This is a genomic window from Arenibacter flavimaris (assembly GCF_030291335.1).
In the GTDB taxonomy this organism is placed as follows: domain Bacteria; phylum Bacteroidota; class Bacteroidia; order Flavobacteriales; family Flavobacteriaceae; genus Arenibacter.
In genome coordinates, this window is record NZ_JASWIM010000027.1 from 20,322 (window position 1) to 38,971 (window position 18,650).

Sequence of the window (18,650 nt, forward strand, 5' to 3'; positions counted from 1 at the left end):
AACAATTTACAATCCCGTATTATCCTGAATATTGGGATTTAGCTGTTTTAAATGGGCTATAAATGCGCGTTTGTCTTTAGGGGAAATGATGACGCTTTCATATTTGTTATAAAACACCTCCAACCTGTCGAAGGATGTGGCAGGGGCACTTATGGGATTTTTTGTAGCCTCAATTTTTGTAATGGAACTTATTGGAATGGAACGGTTGAGCAGAAATCCACTTCTGACCCTTAGAGCCCCATTTCCAATTTCATAATAGGTAGACATAAAGATGTAACCAATAAAAATTGAAGGTAACAACAACAAGAAAGGCCCAATACTCAAAGAGTGTTCCAAGAACTGGAAAACTGGAGCCAATAGCAAGAGCAGGATTACCACTACCAGAATCCAACCAATTTTTGACTTATATCTTACCATAACCATTAAATTGTCCTGCCCTATTCATAGTCCATGAAATATGACGAATACTGCCCAGCCTATGCCATAGGATCAATTGTTCGCCTTAACGGCATCATATCCCCCCTCCAAGTTAACTACATTGGTAAAACCCAGGGATTTTAATTTTTCCTGTGCCTTGGCGCTACGCCCACCCATCTTGCAGTAGAGGTAAATGGTTTTACTTTTGTCCACTGTTTTAAATTGTTCCGGGAAATCAGGGTCAAACCAATTAATATTATTGGCATTCTCCAGGTGCCCCGCATTAAATTCTTCAGGGGTCCGGACATCTACCAAAATAGCATTATCCAGTAATTCCTGCTTAAAGTCGCCAATCGGCATTTTGCCCACATTTTCCTGTGAACAACTGGTTTGCAGTACAAGTACCACCAAAAAAAGGAATATTGCTTTCATATCTTAAAGACTTATTCAAAAATAAGAATTCTACTTGAGAAAAATCACTTATTTTTGAAACTACAAACAGGTATGACAAAACAAGATTTAAATCCGGATATATGGGTCGATAGTTATTCCGACTACCTCTTTAACTATGCGGTAAGCCGGGTCAACGATTCTGAAATTGCCAAAGACTTGGTACAGGAAACCTTTTTTGCCGGATTAAAATCTGCCAAAAATTTTAAAGGGGAAGCTGCTGAACGCACATGGCTGATTTCCATTTTAAAAAGAAAGGTGATTGATCATTATCGCAAAATAAATTCCAAGAAGGCGAAATCCATGATCCGCATTACCCAAAACCAAAACAGTGAAGCCAATAGCAACTACCTGGAGGAGCAAGTAGCTGATCCTATGAGTCTTTTGGAAAACAGCCAATTGGAAAATGAAGAATTGGGCATGGCCATTCAGGAATGTATAGCCAAGCTTCCAAAAAAACACGCTTTGGCATTCACCCTAAAAACCATAAACGGCCTCAGTACAGAGGAGGTTTGTAAGGAGCTAGATATCAATCCGTCTAATCTTTGGGTCATCCTCCATAGAGCAAGAACAGTTCTTATGGATTGCCTAAACAACAATTGGTTCAAGATATGAAAAGCTGCAAGGACGTTGAAATAATTTGTACTAAAGTACAGTATAAGGAAGCCTCTCTCCTGGAGAAAATCAAGATTAAACTTCATGTTTTATTTTGTAAGACCTGTAAAACATTTTCCAAAAAAAACACCGAATTAACCTCACTCTGCTCCCAAGCCAACATCAAAACGCTTCCTATTGAAGAGAAGGAAAAGATGAAAACGGAGTTAAAATCAAGGACTTAAAAAGGCATCCATCACCAAAATACAGGCCCACCAAAAAATTGGAACGGATTCTACCCAGAATGAAGAAAAAAATTGGGACTGGTTTCTTTTGGTGACCAACAGTAAGCCTCCCAGAACGAAAAATACCAGACCTTTACCCAATACCTCCAAATGTGTCAGGTGATCTTTCATAAAAGTCAATAGAAAAAAAACAACCATCCCGGCGGCACCCAAAATCTTTGTTCTTGGGTACCCAAATCGTTGCGGCAAGGTTCTTAGTTCCGGGTCATCATAATCCAAATCCCTAATTTCAAATGGCAACATTAAGACCAGTACCATTAAAAATCTTTGAGTCAACTCCACCATTATATCCCAATCCAAAGCCATCTCTGCAGCCACAGCAGGTAAAACCACCGTTGTACCCCCCCATACCAAAGCCACAATAAAAATTTTGAGTCCCCCAAAACTCCTAAGGTTTTTTGCGTTGGGCAACAACGGAACGGCATATAAACTAGTTAACACCAACAAAACGGCAATCCCTATCCAAGTTTCAAAGGACACAAACAAAGAATGATACACGGCAAAGGCCCCGGCCATAAAGCTGACTACCTGAATATTCTTATGATAGGTGTTGGAAACTAGAAAATACTTTTTGGCCTCTACCCCATATTTCACAAAATTGTAGCAGGCAATTGTTCCGAAAAATACAAGATACGAGATATGGTTGTCCCTGGACAACCCAAAAAATACACAGGTGATTTCAATGAATGCAAAAACTGATAATGCTACATGTATACTGGCATCCAGGTAAAAATGAAATAAATAGCTACGCCAGTTCATAAATCAAAAGTAACCAAAGTGTTCATAACCTCTTATTTTAGTTAAAAACTTTGAAGGAGTTGGAGGTAAAAGCTGCAAAATAAACATAAATAATGAGTATTTTTGCTGACCTTTATTTTAGATTAAAATAGCTTGAATTTATGAGGACAGACGTATTTGCCTTGCGCCATATTGGCATTAGAGAAGAAGACCTTCCACAGATGCTTAAAACAATCAATGTCAACTCAGTGGACCAGTTGATAAATGAAACCATTCCTAACGATATTCGTTTAGCAAAACCCTTGGCCTTGGAGACGCCCATGAGTGAGCACGAGTATTTGTCCCATATCCAAAATTTATCCGAGAAGAATAAAGTTTTTAAATCCTATATCGGTTTGGGGTATCATGAAAGCATAACTCCTTCAGTGATAAAAAGAAATATTTTGGAAAATGCCGGATGGTACACGGCCTATACCCCTTACCAAGCTGAAATTGCCCAAGGGCGCTTGGAGGCCTTATTGAATTTCCAGACCGTAATAGCGGAACTTACCGGAATGGAATTGGCCAATGCCTCCCTTTTGGACGAGAGTACTGCCGCCGCAGAAGCCATGACCATGCTCTTTGATGTGCGCAGTAGGGATCAAAAGAAAAATAACGTTTTAAAATTCTTCGTTTCCGAAGAGATATTACCACAAACCTTATCACTTTTAAAGACAAGGTCAACTCCCCTAAAAATAGAACTAATTGTAGGCAACCACGAAAACTTCGAATTTCACGATGATTATTTCGGTGCCCTGCTGCAGTATCCGGGAAAACACGGCCAGGTATATGATTATGCCCCATTCGTGGCCAAAGCGGCAGCAAAAAATATAAAAGTTGCCGTTGCAGCCGATATTTTAAGTTTGGCAATATTGACCCCTCCTGGTGAATTTGGAGCCGATGTAGTGGTTGGAACCACTCAACGTTTTGGAATTCCATTAGGCTATGGAGGCCCCCATGCCGCCTTTTTTGCAACAAAGGAAGAGTACAAAAGAAATATCCCAGGCAGAATTATCGGAGTTACCAAGGACACCGATGGCAAACCGGCGTTGAGGATGGCGCTTCAGACAAGGGAACAGCATATAAAACGGGATAAAGCTACCTCCAACATCTGTACAGCTCAGGTACTGTTGGCAGTAATGGCTGGAATGTACGCCGTTTATCACGGTCCAAAAGGACTGAAGTACATTGCAAACAAAGTTCATTCCACAGCCGTAACCCTAGTGGATAGCCTTGAAAAACTGGGGCTGTACCAAACCAATACTACATATTTTGACACCATTAGCATAAAGGCCAATTCCTCCAAAGTGAGACCTATAGCTGAAAAACACGGGGTTAATTTCCTATATGTTGATGCAGATACCATATCCATTGCGTTGAACGAAGCCACTTCCATTAAGGATCTACAATTAATAGTCACTATTTTCGCGGAAGCCCTTGGGAAGCAACCCATTGCAATCAATGGCCTCTTGCCCCATTCCCTCCTTGAGAACAAATTTGGGCGCACCTCAACGTTTTTAGAAAATAGCGTATTCAATACCTATCACTCGGAAACCGAATTGATGCGGTATATCAAAAAACTGGAACGAAAGGATTTGGCGTTGAACCACTCCATGATTTCCTTGGGATCCTGTACCATGAAATTGAACGCGGCCTCGGAAATGCTTCCGTTGAGCTTGGCGCGTTGGGGAAACATCCATCCCTTTGTTCCCGTTGAACAAGCCGAAGGGTATCAGATCATCCTTAAGGAATTGGAAAAAGACCTTAATATCATTACTGGATTTGCAGGTACTTCTTTACAGCCAAATTCTGGAGCACAAGGAGAATTTGCCGGCCTAATGGTCATAAGGGCATATCACGAATCCAGAGGGGAAGGCCACAGAAATATCTGCTTAATACCTGCCTCGGCACACGGTACCAACCCTGCTTCCGCAGTAATGGCAGGCATGAAGGTAGTAGTTACAAAAACAGACGGAAACGGTAACATAGATGTGGCCGACCTAGCTGAAAAGGCCGAGTTGCACAAGGACAATTTATCCGCCTTAATGGTAACCTACCCATCTACCCATGGTGTATTCGAATCTTCCATAAAGGAAATTACAAAATTGATCCATGACAATGGAGGTCAAGTCTATATGGACGGTGCAAACATGAACGCACAGGTAGGATTGACCAATCCCGCCACCATTGGGGCCGATGTATGCCATTTAAACTTGCATAAAACATTTGCTATCCCACACGGTGGAGGCGGCCCTGGGGTTGGCCCCATATGCGTAGCGGAACAATTGGTGCCATTTTTACCAGGAAACCCCGTGATTAAAACGGGGGGAGAAAAGGCTATTACAGCCATATCGGCAGCACCGTGGGGAAGTTCATTGGTCTGTCTAATTTCTTATGGATATATAAAAATGTTGGGGGAAAGTGGATTGACCCAATCTACCAAGACCGCAATCCTAAATGCCAATTACATTAAGAATAAGCTCAGTGGAAAGTTCGAGGTACTTTATACAGGGGAAAAAGGAAGAGCTGCCCACGAAATGATTATAGACTGCAGGCCCTTTAAAGAAAATGGCATAGAAGTTACCGATATCGCCAAAAGATTAATGGATTATGGATTCCATGCCCCTACGGTTTCTTTCCCAGTGGCAGGAACACTTATGATAGAGCCTACGGAGAGCGAAGGCTTGGCCGAACTGGACCGGTTCTGTGGTGCCATGCTATCTATTCGTGAAGAGATTGATGCCGCATCCGCTGAGGACAACAACAATGCCCTGAAGAATGCACCCCATACCTTGGAAATGATTACCACTGACAAATGGGAATATCCATACTCCAGGCAACAGGCTGCCTTTCCATTGCCCTACATTTTGGAAAACAAGTTTTGGCCTAGCGTAAGACGTGTGGACGATACATATGGAGACCGTAATTTAATTTGCACCTGCGCGCCCATAGAAGCGTACGCAGAAGCCTAAAAAACTCAATAAAATAGAGCCTTTTAAAGCCTTTCACTCAATTGCGAAAGGCTTTTTTTTTGACATTTGCAAAAGTGGAATTATCTTGAACATCATATCAAATACCAGGGACACAAATTACCCCGGTCCAATTAGTTTATATTTATATTATTAAAATTGCACATTATTATGAACATTGGCATTACTGGCACTGGTTCTTACCTTCCAACTATCGTAACAAAGAATTCAGATTTCAAAAATCACAAATTTTTAAATGCGGACGGGACCCCTTTTAAACATCCGAATGATGTGATCATTCAAAAATTCCAAGGGATTACCGGAATTAGCGAAAGGCGCTATGCCGAGGATAACATGAACACTTCCCAATTGGCATTTTTTGCCGCAGAAAAGGCAATTGCCGATGCAAAAATTGACAAAGAGGAATTGGACTACATAATTTTTGCCCATAATTTTGGAGATGTGACCTTTGGCCGATCACAAGGGGATGCACTTCCCAGTTTGGCCACAAGGGTAAAACATCAACTGCAGATTAAGAATCCCAAATGTGTTGCCTATGACCTCTTATTTGGTTGTCCAGGTTGGATAGAAGGTGTAATCCAAGCAAATGCATTTATCAAAAGTGGTATTGCCAAAAAATGTCTTGTAATCGGCGCAGAAGCTTTGTCAAGGGTCGTGGACAAGCATGATCGGGATTCCATGATCTATTCTGATGGTGCCGGGGCCACCATTGTTGAAGCCAAGGAAAATGCTGGCGAAATCCTGGCGCACAAAAGCGCAACTTATGCCAATGAAGAAGCCTTTTTTCTCTTTTTTGGTGAGTCCTACTCCAAAACTTCAAAAGAAGACACACGATATATAAAGATGTATGGTAGAAAGATATATGAATTTGCGGTAACCCATGTTCCTCAGGCTATGAAAGATAGTTTGGATAAAAGCGGGGTGCCTATCAATGAAGTAAAAAAAATATTCATTCACCAAGCCAATGAAAAAATGGATGAAGCCATAATAAAACGTTTTTACAAACTTTTCAATATGGAAATGCCAGATGGAATTATGCCCATGAGCATTGAAAAATTAGGTAATAGTTCCGTAGCTACCATACCCACCCTGTTCGATATGGTAAAAAATGGAAAAATGGAAAATCAATCGATAAAAAAGGGAGATGTTGTTATATTTGCGAGTGTTGGTGCAGGTATGAACATAAACGCCATTGTCTATAGAGTATAATCCTTGGACTTCTTAACACTTTTTCAAATATACTTGTTTTCGTTTATAAGGTCCGCTGCCTGTTGAACCGAAATATACATGTTAAAAACAAACCAGATCACTGCCGATGTACGAAAGAACCTTCCCGAACAAACGTTTTAAACATACCCTGGAATTCCTACAGAAACACATATCTACCGACCAACCCATTTTAGATCTTGGGGTAGAGAATCCCTTTTCCAGGATTATGAAAGAAAATGGTTACCAGGTAGAAAACACAAGGGGTGAGGATTTGGACCTCGATTTTTCAGCTGCCTTGTCCACCAAGGCCGAAGTTGCCACTGCCTTTGAAATCTTTGAACATCTTTTGGCCCCATTCAATATTCTAAGCCAAATTAAAACCGATAAATTAGTGGCCAGTATCCCACTAAGATTATGGTTTTCATCGGCCTACAAGAGCAAGACCGATCCTTGGGATAGGCATTATCACGAATTTGAAGACTGGCAGTTCGATTGGTTACTGGAAAAGGCGGGGTGGGAAATTAAAGATCGGGCAAAATGGACGAACCCCGTAAAAAAAATTGGGATAAGACCATTACTCCGGAGTTTTACCCCTAGATATTATATAGTTTATGCAGAAAGAAAAAATAGCCTTGAATCCGACCCGTCAAAGATTAGAAAGTAAAACCTTCAAATAAATATACCCCAAACCCAAATTGGGAATACTTATTGAAATATTTACATGTTTACTAAAACAAACTTAAAGCAGACCGGTCCGATACCCAAAGCAAATAAAATTTTATAGGTGAACTACTATATCATCATTCCAGCACATAACGAAGGTCAATTCTTAACGGATACCTTGAATTCTGTGGTTGCACAAACCATGCCCCCAAAAAGAGTTGTTGTGGTAAATGATAATTCATCGGACAGCACAGAGCAAATAATAGATAATTTCACTGCCAAACATAATTTTATCTCAAAAATAAATGTAAAATCTTCTTCATCCCATTTGCCAGGTAGTAAGGTTATCAATGCCTTTAATAAAGGTTTGGAACAATTGGATGACGAATATGACTTTATTGTGAAGTTGGATGCCGATATAATTCTTCCCAATTCTTATTTCGAAAGAATAGCCAACATTTTTACAACAGACGCTAAAATTGGAATGGCAGGTGGATTTGCATATGAACAGGACATAAACGGCGAATGGAGATTAAATCACCCTATGGACAAAGACCACGTACGTGGTGCCTTTAAAGCTTACAACAAGAGATGTTTTAATGCTATTGGCGGACTCAAAACTGCCATGGGGTGGGATACAGTGGACGAGCTACTTGCCCAGTACAACGGTTTTAACATCTATACCGATAGCAACTTGCACGTTAAACACTTACGGCCCTTGGGAAATGCTTATAACAAAAAGGCCAAACTACTACAAGGGAAGGCCATGTACAGTATGAGGTACGGTCTACTTATTACCCTGATAGCTTCTATAAAAATGGCTTTGAAACATAAAAAACCGAGCGCATTTGCAGACAATCTTCAAGGGTATTTTTTGGCCCGGAAAGAAAAAACAGATTTTCTGGTAAGCGCCGAGGAAGGCAAGTTTATTCGGCAGCTGCGATGGAGAAAAATAAAAGCCAAACTCTTCCAGTAAGAAAAATTTGGCTTTTATTGAATTTATATAAATTTACTGTTATTCCATTACCTCCTCAATTGGCTCTCCACTGGTTCCTGAAGGTGCGTTCATTCCCATCAAGGCAGCTATTGTGGGAGCTATGTCCGGAATTTCTGTCCTATTTACCGTGCTGCCCTTCTTAATGCCTTTACCATAAAATAGCAAGGGTGCATGGGTATCATAGTTCCATGGCGATCCATGTGTAGACCCCGTATCCCCATATTTTCCACTTCCTGGATCGAATACTATCAACACATCCCCTGAACGTTTTTGATTAAATCCGTTTTGGACTATATAAGGAACACCACTGGTATATTGATTCTGCCACATCTGATTGGCGGTAAACACCTTATAGACACCATCATATTGAATTAATTCCAAAGCCATCTCTTCCTCAACATCTGCAATGTCCAAATCCAAACTCTTGATCACCCTATAATCCAAAAACAACTGATTATTGGAAGTCTTCTTCACAATATCCGTTGTTCCATAGGTATATTTCAAATATTCAGTAAGTCGGTCATCCAATTTTTTTGACTCCACTACGCTAGCTGGCAGTTTCTGATCCCTAAGATAGGCCGGAACATTAATAGCCGCATGATCTGCGGTTAGGAAAACGGTATATTCCCCTGTTCCCACTTTCTTGTCCAGGGTCTCAAAAAGACGTTTTAAATCTTGGTCCAAACGCAGGTAAGTATCCTCTACCTCCTTCGAATTTACCCCCCATTTATGTCCCACATAATCCGTACTTGAAAAGCTAATTGCCAAAAAATCGGTATTATTGTCAGTTCCAAGCGACTCTTTTTCCACTGCCTCCAAAGCAAAATCAGTGGTTAGGCTATTTCCATAAGGTGTACTTTTCAAGATACTATATTTGCCATTATTATCCCACAGGCTCACCAAATCATGGGGAAAGGTAGGTGTGGCCTGACCTTCAAAGAGCCCTTCGTAACTATTGTTATCCTCACCACTTTCCAAATAGCTATTGATGTCTTTAAGGGTTGTCCATGGTTTTTTGTATTTGTCCACACTTTTTTGTGCATTAAATTCACTTACCCAATTAGGCAATTTGTCCATATAATAAGAGCTCGTAATCCAATTACCTGCGGACCCGCCATCAAACCAATATGCGGCATTGGCAGTATGCCCTCCAGGCAGAACGGCACCTCTATCTTTAATGGCAACGGCGATTACCTTACCACGCATTTGGGTGTGCAACCTAACTTGGTCCGTGATGGTCGTCGTCTGCATCCTATGTGGGGACATTTTTCCGGCATCGGAAGACGTCCCTACAGAGTTATAATTAGGATCCCCAGCGCAATAAACACTTTCATCCGCATATTTATCATACCAATCATTTGCAATTATACCATGTACAGATGGTGTTGTTCCGGTGTAAACCGAGGCGTGACCGGCACCAGTAACTGTTGGAGCATAATTAAAATGATTGTTTTTGCAATTAAATCCATCATTTACCAAACGCTTAAATCCTCCATCTCCAAATTGGTTCCAAAAACGGGTTAAATAATCATACCGCATTTGATCTACCACAATGCCCACTACCAATTTAGGAGTGGTTGCAATATTCCGATCAGTGACATTCTCGGCTTTGACCATGGTTTCCACCCTGTTTTTTTTAGATTTTCTCTGGGCATTTACCTCAACTGGCTTAAATCCTATTACCAGCACTAAAAGCAATAGGAACAGACTCTTATTTTGCATTCTTTTTATTTTTAAAGCAACAAAAATATAGAAATAAAACCTTTAAATTTTAATTGGAAGTTAAATGATTCTTAATATTGTTATTTTTACATTCCTAAGCAGTAATTTATATTGAATGAATTATATAGCATCAATCGGCAGCTATTTTATAATGATCAAGGAAGTTTTCAAAAAACCCACCAAATGGTCCATTATGAAAACTCTAATATTAAAGGAAATAGACGAACTGGTTTATGGTTCCATGGGCATTATTATTTTCATTTCCTTTTTCATCGGAGGTGTAGTCTCCATACAGACGGCCCTGAACATCACCAACCCACTTATACCCCGAAATCTTATTGGGTTTGCTACTAGGCAATCGGTTATACTTGAATTTGCCCCCACCTTCACCTCTATTATTATGGCCGGTAAGGTTGGATCCTATATCACATCCAGTATTGGAACAATGAGGGTAACGGAACAAATCGATGCCTTGGAGATTATGGGAGTAAATTCTTTAAACTATTTGGTTTTTCCGAAAATAATAGCAATGTTGTTCTATCCTTTTGTTATTGCCATAGCCATGTATGTGGGTATCTTTGGAGGTTGGACAGCCGGTGTTTTTGGAGGGTTTAGCTCCAGTGCAGACTTCGTTGAAGGTTTGCAATTGGACTTTATTCCCTTCCATGTCACCTATTCCTTTATAAAATCGATAGTTTTTGCACTAATTATTGCCACTATACCTTCTTTTCACGGGTATTATATGAAGGGAGGGGCTTTGGAAGTCGGTAAGGCGAGCACCACAGCCTTTGTTTGGACAAGTGTTGTGATCATCATTATAAATTATATTTTAACGCAATTACTTTTGGGCTAATGATAGAAGTAGACGACATACACAAATCCTTTGGGGAAAGTCATGTTTTAAAAGGCATTAGTTCCCATTTTGAAAAAGGCAAGACCAATCTTATAATAGGACAGAGTGGCTCCGGTAAAACGGTATTTTTAAAATGTCTTTTAGGTCTTTTTACACCAGATGAAGGTACTATTAGCTACGACGGTAAAATCTATTCCGAACTATCAGCCAGTGAACAGCGAAATTTAAGGCAGGAAATGGGAATGGTTTTTCAAGGTAGCGCGCTGTTCGACTCCATGACCGTAGAGGGCAATGTTATGTTTCCCCTGGGCATGTTTACCAAACAATCGAAATCAGAAATGCAGGATCGGGTAGATTTTGTACTAAAACGGGTAAACCTTGTTGATGCCAATAACAAATATCCATCTGAAATATCGGGAGGAATGCAAAAGCGGGTCGCCATAGCCAGGGCTATTGTAATGAATCCAAAATACTTATTTTGTGACGAACCCAATTCGGGACTGGATCCCAAAACCGCCATCCTTATAGACAATCTTATCCACGAAATTACCCAAGAATACAATATTACTACGGTAATCAACACCCATGACATGAATTCTGTCATGGAAATCGGAGAGAAGATAATTTTCCTTAAAAATGGCCTAAAGGAATGGGAAGGCAGCAATAAGGAAATTTTTAAAACAGATAACGAAGCCGTAACCGATTTCGTCTATTCTTCGGAATTATTTAAAAAGGTGCGACAGATGTATATAGAAGAGAGGAACTAACTCTGTTCTTCCCGTACTTGAATCTTCGAATTCTTGAGCCTTAGTCGCAACCAATCCGTTAGTTTTTTGGAATCGGTTTTTATTTGTTGTGCCGGTAATCCCTTTTTCCACTGTACATTAAAAACAGGAATGGTATCCAGTTTATTAAAATCCGTTGTTATGGTATAGGAAAAGCCCAAACTGGTTAAATTCTCATAATTGGTCTTGGCTTCGGCACTAATTTCCTGAAAAGGAATCTGTTGTTCAACTATCTTGCTCATTTTACCTACCTCCTCCTTTAACACCTGAATCTGCTGCTCTTTACTTAGCAGTTCCGCCTTTTTGGATTCATATAGTTCGCTCACATACTTCATTTGATCCAGCTCCTGATTTTTAGATCCCTGTACTATTTTTAATTCTACATTTTTAAGCTTATCAAAAGTGTTCTTTTGCGTATTCCAAGTTGCAATAACATTGTCGGGGATAGTTTCGTTCCCCATAAAAACCAATTCTATAAACCCATCCACGCCATGATTGTATTGAATATCGGTCAAATTCTCTAAATAACGACCCTCTCCCGGTAATTCATAAGGGACAATATTGTTGGTCACAAATTGCTTGGCCTCCTTTTTAAACAAGGACTCTTGAAACACATCGTAAAAGGTAAATCCAGCAGGAATCATGACCAAAATGGCCACTATGGATGCCATTCTGGCTATAAATCTTCTACGTTGCGAATTGGCATAGCGCACCATGGGAAAACGCAATAATTTTATAACCAAAAACGTGGCCAGTGCAATAAAAATAGTATTTATGGTAAAGAGGTACATGGCCCCGGTGGCATAGCTAAAATTCCCAATGGCCAAACCAAAACCAACGGTACATAAAGGGGGCATCAAGGCTGTTGCAATGGCTACCCCATATATAACACTGGCAATGGTCCCTTTTTTTGCCCGGGCAATCACCAATGCCAATCCACCAAAAAAAGCAATTAGCACATCCCTAATATCCGGAGCGGTCCTTGCCAGCAACTCCGATGACTCATCCCTTAAGGGAAATAAATAAAAGAATAAAAAAGCGGTAATAACACTTAAGGCCACCATAACCGCAAAATTCTTGAGCGAACGCCTCAGGGTGTCAATGTCATTGATTGCCAAGGATAGCCCCATGCCCAAAATAGGGCCCATTAAAGGTGAGATTAACATGGCACCAATAACAACCGCCGTAGAATTGGCATTAAGGCCAACCGATGCAATAAAAATGGAACATATTAAAATCCAGGAAGTATGGCCTTTAAAAGGAATATCCGCAACAATGGATTCTTTGGTGGCCTCCTGATCCGTATTCTTGCGTATATCCAGTAGATCGGCCAAAAATACTTTAACACCTTCCAAAAGACCTCTAAAATCTCTTTTAATGTCCTGTCCACTTCCCTCAGGAAATTCCTGATTCTGGTCCTTATTTAAATTTTCCTCCATAATTAAGCCAGCTGATCTCCAAATTTATCTTTAATTTTCGCAAGTACCTTTTTAATATCCTGTTCCTTGGATTTTGGATATATGAGCAAAACCTCTTCCTTGTCTACTACAATATAGTCTTTTAATCCATCAATAACGATAATTTTTCCTTTTGGGGATCGAATCATATTCCCGTGGGCATCTTCCGCCAAAACTTGACAATTCACCAAAGCGTTGTTATTATCGTCCTTATCCAATTTATCGTATAAAGAACCCCATGTACCAAGATCGTTCCAATCAAAAGTGGCTGGAAGGACATAAATATTATTGGATGGTTCCAAAATGGCATAGTCTATGGAAACATTATCTGCCTTGGGGTAATTTTCATTTATGAATGCCTTTTCCTGATCTGTATTATAATAATTCCATCCGCTCATAAATAGATGGTATTGTTCTGGTTGATATTTTTTAAAAGCATCCACGATAGTTTTTATGCTCCACATAAAAATACCGGCATTCCACAAAAAATTACCTTGTTTTATGAAACCCTTGGCCGTTTCATAATCTGGTTTCTCCCTAAACTGTAAAACATTTTTTAATGGTTCCCCTTCGTTCTTTTCAAATTCTATATACCCAAAGCCGGTATTGGGAAAAGTAGGTTTTATTCCCAAAGTGCAGAGGACTTTTTCCTTTTCACACTTATCAAAGCAGCTTATAACATCCTTGGCAAATGCTTCCTCGTCCTCTATCCAATGGTCACTTGGAGCTACCATCATAACGGCATCCGGGTTCTTTTTCTGTATTTTTAAGGCTGCATATAATATACATGGGGCCGTATTGCGCATAGTCGGCTCCAAAACTACTTGTTCTTGTTTAACCTCCGGTAATTGCTCCAAGACCAATTCGTTATATCTTTCATTGGTCAAAATTAAAATATTTTCAATCGGGATAAACTTCGCCAGCCTTTTAAAGGTCTTTTGAATCAGGGTATCGCCCGTACCCAACATATCATGAAACTGTTTTGGATACGCAGTGGTACTTATTGGCCAAAATCTGGATCCTAAACCACCTGCCATCAAAACTGCATAATAATTCTTATTCATAGTGTTTTCCCTTAATCTTTTATTAACTCCACCTCGGCATTGGGCTGAAATAGATAGACCTTTCCAGTAGCTACTTCGATACATTCGTATCGCTTTACCCTTTTATTCTTTTTTTGAAATAATTTTCCATTGTATATCCTAAAAATACTACCGTGGGGCAATTCAAAAATATAGGTTTTTTCACTATCCTGTACATCAAAACGCTTCAGGGCCAAAGACAGACCAGCATCCGTATCACTACTCGCTTTTGGGTTTCTAAAATGCTTGGCCAACAAGGGTAAAAGATGGTTTGGAAAAACCTCAGGCCTTAAAAATGGTAACATTAGAAATTGAAATGTTCTTTTCCACTCCAATCCGTGTGGTTTTATTTTACGTCCATATTTTTCAAAAGCAACCAAATGGGCTATCTCATGAACCAAAGTAATCAAGAATCGATATTTATTTAGAGTGGCGTTCACGGTAATCTGATGGGATCCGTTGGGCATCCTCCTATAGTCACCATGACGGGTAACACGCTGATTCACAATCTTAAGATGTACTCCATTTTCCTTTATAAGCTCCATACTTAAACTTACCGCCCGTTCAGGAAGATACTTATTCAAAGTGTCCTGCATAGTAACAAAATTAGAAATTTTAAGATTCCTTAATGCCTTAACCAATAATTAAATACAAAATACAATTAACGAAACCAAAAAAAAATGTATCCCTAAGAATATTTACACTTTTATTAACGATTAAAGACAACTTCTTTCCACTAACTTTGCATTCCCGTTGAACACAACGAAAAACAAACTATTATTATAATTATGAACGAGTTAAGAACCACCAATAAGTTATTGCTTATTATAGTAATCCCCCTAGTGTTTTACTTACTAAAGCTTCTCTCATTTATTTTTATCCCCCTCATCTTCTCTATGTTCATTGCATTGTTGTTCCTACCCATCATGCGCTGGCTCAACAAAAAGAAGGTATCCAAACCTGTCAGTATCGTTATAGTTATACTCATTTTCATCGGCACCTTAAAAATTGGCGGGGAACTTATACAACTTACTAGCAAGGAAATATTGAATGCAGACAATGCCTTTTTCCAAAAAGCAGAGACCAAATTGGAAGCCCTGTTATTGGGTATGGAAGATTATCTTGGAATACCCTATTCCAAAGAGGAGAACATCATCAACAATTTTATTCCCAAGGAAAGTATGATGAAGAATTTTGGGACCACCTTGGATTTTATTGGCAATACGGTCACCATGATATTAATGACCGTGTTTTTCGTTGTGCTTTGGTTGGCAGAATCAATAAACGTTCAAAAATTAATGAACAATACCATACTAAAACAAAAGCACACCTCGGTCAAAACGTTTGTAAAAGTTGAAAGAGACCTAATTAAATTTATAAAAGTCAAATTTTTGGTTAGTCTTTTTACGGGAATCGGAATTGGGCTGGCCTGCGTGTTCTTCGACGTCAGCTTTCCAATATTTTGGGGCTTGTTCGCCTTTGCCATCAATTTTGTTCAGATGGTCGGCTCCATTATTTCCGTTGTGCTTTTAGCCATTTTTGCCTTTGTGGAACTGGAACCAACAAGTACCCTCCTGTTCTTTGTGATTTCCATTACCGGGGTACAGGTGTTGTTTGGATCCATTCTGGAACCCATATTTATGGGAAAATCTTTTTCCATAAATATCATTACCGTATTGGTGATGTTGATGCTATGGGGATATATTTGGGGAGTACCCGGATTGATCATGGCCATTCCAATAACCGTTTTTATCAAGATTATTCTGGAGCAGTTCCCCCAAACCAAGATAATAGCCACCCTAATTTCGGGCAACAAACCCGCAAAGACGTAATAATATGAAAAGAAGTGGTCTACTTTAAATTCAGTAAGGAAATAAGTTCGGTCATTTCCTCAAAGGTTTTGGTCACTTCATTCTCAAAATCGGGATCCTCGTTCAACAGCGTATAGCCGTAAACATCAAATCCTCCTGAGGTAGCTGCCTTAGCCCCCTTAAAGGAATCCTCTATCACCAAGCACTCGTTTGGATCATAACCCATGATTTTTGACGCATGTAAATAAATAGCTGGGTCGGGCTTCCATTTTCCAATGTCATAACAACTAAAGATATTGTTTTTAAAATAAGAGGACAGACCGGCCGTAGCCAAATTCCTTTTGATTTTTTCCTGTGGTCCACTGGATGCAACGCAAAATGGAACTGTCAATTTGTTCAAGACCTGTTCAACTCCTTCCACAGGCTTCAAGTGGGTAGAAAACACCTCGTAGGACCTTTGCCTATATTCATTTTCAAACCCCGAAGGCAATTCCTTTTGTAAAATTGTCTCTAGCTGTTTAATACTATCATTTAAAAACCCACCTTTAAAATGCCGCATGGCATAGGATATATCTATCCCAGCACCATGTTCATTGGCCATATCCACAAATACCTGGTTCCCCAACAGCTCACTGTCTACCAATACCCCATCACAATCGAAAATAACACACTTATAATCTTTCATTGGCTTTATAAGAATTAAGGTGTTGAGTTGGACACCTGTAGTAATTTTCCATTGTAAAGTTTATGACCGGTAAGTGCAAAGTCCTTAATATAGGTAGCCATTTCCAGAGCAGTGGTAGGAGCCTTATATCCAGGAAAAGCCTCCTCCAACATTTCAGTCTGTACCGCCCCCAAGGCCAATACATTGAATGATGGTCCCGTTTCCTTAAATTCTTCTGCCCACAATTCTGTCATTGTAATTACGGCACCTTTGCTGGAACTATAGGCGGATAAGCCTGCAAACTTCACACTACCCTGTACTCCCCCCATGGAACTAATAGTAACCACATGACCCTCTTTAGGCATTAAGGGAATAATTCTTTTGGTGATATTGGCAACTCCAAAAACATTCACTTTATAGACCTCTTCAAATGCTTCCATGGAAGTTTCCAAAAAAGGTTTGTTCAGTAATTTACCCGCGTTGTTTATAAGGACATCGACCTGTTTCCAGTTATTTTTAAGAAACTCGTCCAGTTGGTTATAATTGGACCCTTTGCCCAAATCAAAGGGGAAACTGGAGATATTAGGATGATTTAATGCGGCAATCGGGGCATTATTTCTAGATAGTGCCAACACTTTATGTCCTTCATTTGCAAACAACTGTGCCAATTGAAAACCAATCCCCCTACTACTACCTGTAATTATAATATTCGCCATTAGTTATATTCTATCTCCCTCCTAGGGGCATTAATAATACCTTCCAAAACAGGAATGGTCTTATTTACCAATAAGGCCATATGTCCAAAATCCATTATAGAGACCTCGTCGCCTACCTTATGATAGTGGTCGAAATTGGTAAAATCGAAGGTACAAAAGGTTTGGGAAGGAACTCCAAACTCCAAATGAAATGGATAGTTATCCGATCTTTTAAACAGATTGTATTCCTTTGCCGTAGGGAGAAATCCAACTAATTTTTCTTGGGCATAGGTATTGCTAATATCCGCCAAATTGGATTCTTCATATCCCGTTACATACATAAAATAATCTTTCCCCACCAAGGGAACCCCCACCATTTCAAAATTCAGCATGGTATAGAGATCCAAATTTTGGTCCTTTAGCCGTTTTGCCAAGTGTTTGGATCCCAATAAACCCTTTTCCTCTGCACTGAACAAGGCAAAAATTACACTCCGTTTATTATTCTTTAACTTCCCAAAATACCGTGCAAATTCCAAAACCGCGGTTGTACCGGAGGCATTGTCATTGGCCCCATTGGCAATATGATCATTGGCGACCGCATCAGCAGAACCAATATGGTCATAATGGGCGCCGATTATAACAAACTCGTTTTTCAAATGTTTGTCCGTTCCTTCAATAAATCCAACTATATTGTATGCCGGTTTTTCAAAATTGGCCAACGTATCCCTGTAATTTTTAAAGAAGGGATCAATTCCATTACTTTTAAAAATGTTTTCTATATATCCGGCTGCCATTTCTATTCCTTCACTACCGGCTTCACGCCCCTTTAGTTCATCGGAAGCCAAATAGGAAATTATTTCCCCAACCTTTTTTTCTGTGGAAAAAACTGAAACTACCGAAGAAACTCCCTTGCTACCCTGAACTGCGGAGGCATCCTTGGCAATTGCACCGGAACCATTGGTCCCTGTTGCCGAACCAACCGACTCATCTATTTTAGCGCCACCACAACCCAATGCGATTGATAATATGGCTAGACCTATAATGTTTTTCATAAATTGATTTTTATTTGTCATATAAACGAATTGTATTTTATTCCCATTTTTACATAAAGGTCATGATTAATTATGAATCCTTTGGAAGCATACCTATAACCCTCTAGACCAGAAAGGACTTAAAGTT

The 18,650-nt window shown here is 39.7% G+C and carries 18 protein-coding genes; 8 read left to right on the forward strand and 10 right to left on the reverse strand.

Translation table 11 applies throughout. The features are described from left to right. Nucleotides 1-6: 6 nt before the first annotated feature. Together QSE00_RS18040 and QSE00_RS18045 are read right to left on the reverse strand one after the other, a co-directional pair. Complete coding sequence (locus QSE00_RS18040; RefSeq protein WP_286106965.1) at nt 7-417, reverse strand: PH domain-containing protein; 411 nt, start codon at nt 415-417, stop codon at nt 7-9. A gap of 72 nt (nt 418-489) precedes the next feature. Next, nucleotides 490-849, reverse strand: a complete 360-nt coding sequence (locus tag QSE00_RS18045; protein WP_286106966.1) for a rhodanese-like domain-containing protein — start codon at nt 847-849, stop codon at nt 490-492. A 72-nt stretch (nt 850-921) separates the two neighbouring features. Between QSE00_RS18045 and QSE00_RS18050 the strand changes: the two genes are divergently transcribed. Further along, nucleotides 922-1,482, forward strand: coding sequence for a sigma-70 family RNA polymerase sigma factor (locus QSE00_RS18050; protein ID WP_110357884.1), 561 nt, complete (start codon nt 922-924; stop codon nt 1,480-1,482). Nucleotides 1,483-1,694: 212 nt separating this feature from the next. Here the strand turns inward: QSE00_RS18050 and QSE00_RS18055 are convergent, their stop codons facing one another. Beyond that, nucleotides 1,695-2,525, reverse strand: a complete 831-nt coding sequence (locus QSE00_RS18055) for a UbiA prenyltransferase family protein (RefSeq protein WP_286106968.1) — start codon at nt 2,523-2,525, stop codon at nt 1,695-1,697. A 140-nt stretch (nt 2,526-2,665) separates the two neighbouring features. On the opposite strand from QSE00_RS18055, the gene gcvP reads away from it, so the two are divergent. From gcvP to QSE00_RS18075, 4 genes are all read left to right on the forward strand, one after another. Continuing rightward, nucleotides 2,666-5,515 (forward strand): aminomethyl-transferring glycine dehydrogenase, encoded by a 2,850-nt coding sequence (gene gcvP, locus QSE00_RS18060; RefSeq protein ID WP_286106969.1) that lies wholly within the window; start codon nt 2,666-2,668, stop codon nt 5,513-5,515. Between the two features lie 168 nt (nt 5,516-5,683). Beyond that, nucleotides 5,684-6,742, forward strand: coding sequence for a 3-oxoacyl-ACP synthase III family protein (locus QSE00_RS18065; protein ID WP_286106970.1), 1,059 nt, complete (start codon nt 5,684-5,686; stop codon nt 6,740-6,742). A gap of 106 nt (nt 6,743-6,848) precedes the next feature. Continuing rightward, on the forward strand, nt 6,849-7,406 hold the full coding sequence (locus QSE00_RS18070) for a methyltransferase (protein ID WP_286106971.1): 558 nt from the start codon (nt 6,849-6,851) through the stop codon (nt 7,404-7,406). Nucleotides 7,407-7,526: 120 nt separating this feature from the next. Further along, nucleotides 7,527-8,381, forward strand: coding sequence for a glycosyltransferase family 2 protein (locus tag QSE00_RS18075; RefSeq protein ID WP_286106972.1), 855 nt, complete (start codon nt 7,527-7,529; stop codon nt 8,379-8,381). A 39-nt stretch (nt 8,382-8,420) separates the two neighbouring features. On the opposite strand, the gene pafA is transcribed toward QSE00_RS18075, so the two are convergent. Continuing rightward, nucleotides 8,421-10,124: an alkaline phosphatase PafA gene (gene pafA / locus QSE00_RS18080; RefSeq protein ID WP_286106973.1), complete on the reverse strand. Its 1,704-nt coding sequence runs from the start codon at nt 10,122-10,124 to the stop codon at nt 8,421-8,423. Between the two features lie 115 nt (nt 10,125-10,239). Here pafA and QSE00_RS18085 point away from each other — a divergent pair, with 115 nt between their 5' ends. Both QSE00_RS18085 and QSE00_RS18090 read left to right on the forward strand, forming a co-directional pair. Further along, a complete protein-coding gene (locus QSE00_RS18085; RefSeq protein WP_110357892.1) occupies nt 10,240-10,977 on the forward strand; it encodes an MlaE family ABC transporter permease in 738 nt (245 codons plus the stop codon). After that, nucleotides 10,977-11,744 carry an ABC transporter ATP-binding protein gene (locus tag QSE00_RS18090; protein ID WP_110357893.1) on the forward strand — a complete coding sequence of 256 codons (768 nt, stop codon included), beginning with the start codon at nt 10,977-10,979 and terminating at the stop codon, nt 11,742-11,744. The genes QSE00_RS18085 and QSE00_RS18090 overlap by 1 nt, the downstream gene beginning before the upstream one ends. Here the strand turns inward: QSE00_RS18090 and QSE00_RS18095 are convergent. Genes QSE00_RS18095 through QSE00_RS18105 form a run of 3 tightly spaced genes read right to left on the reverse strand, consistent with a single transcriptional unit; the run spans nt 11,741 to nt 14,897 of the window. Further along, complete coding sequence (locus QSE00_RS18095) at nt 11,741-13,201, reverse strand: DUF389 domain-containing protein (RefSeq protein ID WP_110357894.1); 1,461 nt, start codon at nt 13,199-13,201, stop codon at nt 11,741-11,743. The two genes, QSE00_RS18090 and QSE00_RS18095, sit on opposite strands and share 4 nt — an antisense overlap. A gap of 2 nt (nt 13,202-13,203) precedes the next feature. Next, nucleotides 13,204-14,283 carry a mannose-1-phosphate guanylyltransferase gene (locus tag QSE00_RS18100; RefSeq protein WP_110357895.1) on the reverse strand — a complete coding sequence of 360 codons (1,080 nt, stop codon included), beginning with the start codon at nt 14,281-14,283 and terminating at the stop codon, nt 13,204-13,206. A gap of 11 nt (nt 14,284-14,294) precedes the next feature. Continuing rightward, nucleotides 14,295-14,897, reverse strand: coding sequence for a SprT-like domain-containing protein (locus QSE00_RS18105; protein WP_110357896.1), 603 nt, complete (start codon nt 14,895-14,897; stop codon nt 14,295-14,297). Between the two features lie 192 nt (nt 14,898-15,089). On the opposite strand from QSE00_RS18105, the gene QSE00_RS18110 reads away from it, so the two are divergent. Next, the gene (locus QSE00_RS18110) at nt 15,090-16,133 is read left to right on the forward strand and encodes an AI-2E family transporter (protein ID WP_110357897.1); all 1,044 of its coding nucleotides are present in this window, start codon (nt 15,090-15,092) and stop codon (nt 16,131-16,133) included. 19 nt (nt 16,134-16,152) lie between these two features. Here QSE00_RS18110 and QSE00_RS18115 read toward each other — a convergent pair whose 3' ends face one another. Genes QSE00_RS18115 through QSE00_RS18125 form a run of 3 tightly spaced genes read right to left on the reverse strand, consistent with a single transcriptional unit; the run spans nt 16,153 to nt 18,523 of the window. After that, nucleotides 16,153-16,797, reverse strand: a complete 645-nt coding sequence (locus QSE00_RS18115) for an HAD family hydrolase (protein ID WP_286106974.1) — start codon at nt 16,795-16,797, stop codon at nt 16,153-16,155. A 14-nt stretch (nt 16,798-16,811) separates the two neighbouring features. Beyond that, on the reverse strand, nt 16,812-17,492 hold the full coding sequence (locus QSE00_RS18120; protein WP_286106975.1) for an SDR family NAD(P)-dependent oxidoreductase: 681 nt from the start codon (nt 17,490-17,492) through the stop codon (nt 16,812-16,814). Then, nucleotides 17,492-18,523, reverse strand: a complete 1,032-nt coding sequence (locus QSE00_RS18125) for a M28 family metallopeptidase (protein ID WP_286106976.1) — start codon at nt 18,521-18,523, stop codon at nt 17,492-17,494. The genes QSE00_RS18120 and QSE00_RS18125 overlap by 1 nt, the downstream gene beginning before the upstream one ends. Nucleotides 18,524-18,650 lie beyond the last annotated feature (127 nt).

Excerpts from the sequence above, each read along its gene's own strand:
- QSE00_RS18040 (WP_286106965.1), bottom strand. The coding sequence starts at position 417 with ATGGTAAGATATAAGTCAAAAATTGGTTGGATTCTGGTAGTGGTAATC.
- QSE00_RS18045 (WP_286106966.1), bottom strand. The coding sequence starts at position 849 with ATGAAAGCAATATTCCTTTTTTTGGTGGTACTTGTACTGCAAACCAGT.
- QSE00_RS18050 (WP_110357884.1), top strand. The coding sequence starts at position 922 with ATGACAAAACAAGATTTAAATCCGGATATATGGGTCGATAGTTATTCC.
- QSE00_RS18055 (WP_286106968.1), bottom strand. The coding sequence starts at position 2,525 with ATGAACTGGCGTAGCTATTTATTTCATTTTTACCTGGATGCCAGTATA.
- gcvP (WP_286106969.1), top strand. The coding sequence starts at position 2,666 with ATGAGGACAGACGTATTTGCCTTGCGCCATATTGGCATTAGAGAAGAA.
- QSE00_RS18065 (WP_286106970.1), top strand. The coding sequence starts at position 5,684 with ATGAACATTGGCATTACTGGCACTGGTTCTTACCTTCCAACTATCGTA.
- QSE00_RS18070 (WP_286106971.1), top strand. The coding sequence starts at position 6,849 with ATGTACGAAAGAACCTTCCCGAACAAACGTTTTAAACATACCCTGGAA.
- pafA (WP_286106973.1), bottom strand. The coding sequence starts at position 10,124 with ATGCAAAATAAGAGTCTGTTCCTATTGCTTTTAGTGCTGGTAATAGGA.
- QSE00_RS18085 (WP_110357892.1), top strand. The coding sequence starts at position 10,240 with ATGAATTATATAGCATCAATCGGCAGCTATTTTATAATGATCAAGGAA.
- QSE00_RS18090 (WP_110357893.1), top strand. The coding sequence starts at position 10,977 with ATGATAGAAGTAGACGACATACACAAATCCTTTGGGGAAAGTCATGTT.
- QSE00_RS18095 (WP_110357894.1), bottom strand. The coding sequence starts at position 13,201 with ATGGAGGAAAATTTAAATAAGGACCAGAATCAGGAATTTCCTGAGGGA.
- QSE00_RS18100 (WP_110357895.1), bottom strand. The coding sequence starts at position 14,283 with ATGAATAAGAATTATTATGCAGTTTTGATGGCAGGTGGTTTAGGATCC.
- QSE00_RS18105 (WP_110357896.1), bottom strand. The coding sequence starts at position 14,897 with ATGCAGGACACTTTGAATAAGTATCTTCCTGAACGGGCGGTAAGTTTA.
- QSE00_RS18110 (WP_110357897.1), top strand. The coding sequence starts at position 15,090 with ATGAACGAGTTAAGAACCACCAATAAGTTATTGCTTATTATAGTAATC.
- QSE00_RS18115 (WP_286106974.1), bottom strand. The coding sequence starts at position 16,797 with ATGAAAGATTATAAGTGTGTTATTTTCGATTGTGATGGGGTATTGGTA.
- QSE00_RS18120 (WP_286106975.1), bottom strand. The coding sequence starts at position 17,492 with ATGGCGAATATTATAATTACAGGTAGTAGTAGGGGGATTGGTTTTCAA.
- QSE00_RS18125 (WP_286106976.1), bottom strand. The coding sequence starts at position 18,523 with ATGAAAAACATTATAGGTCTAGCCATATTATCAATCGCATTGGGTTGT.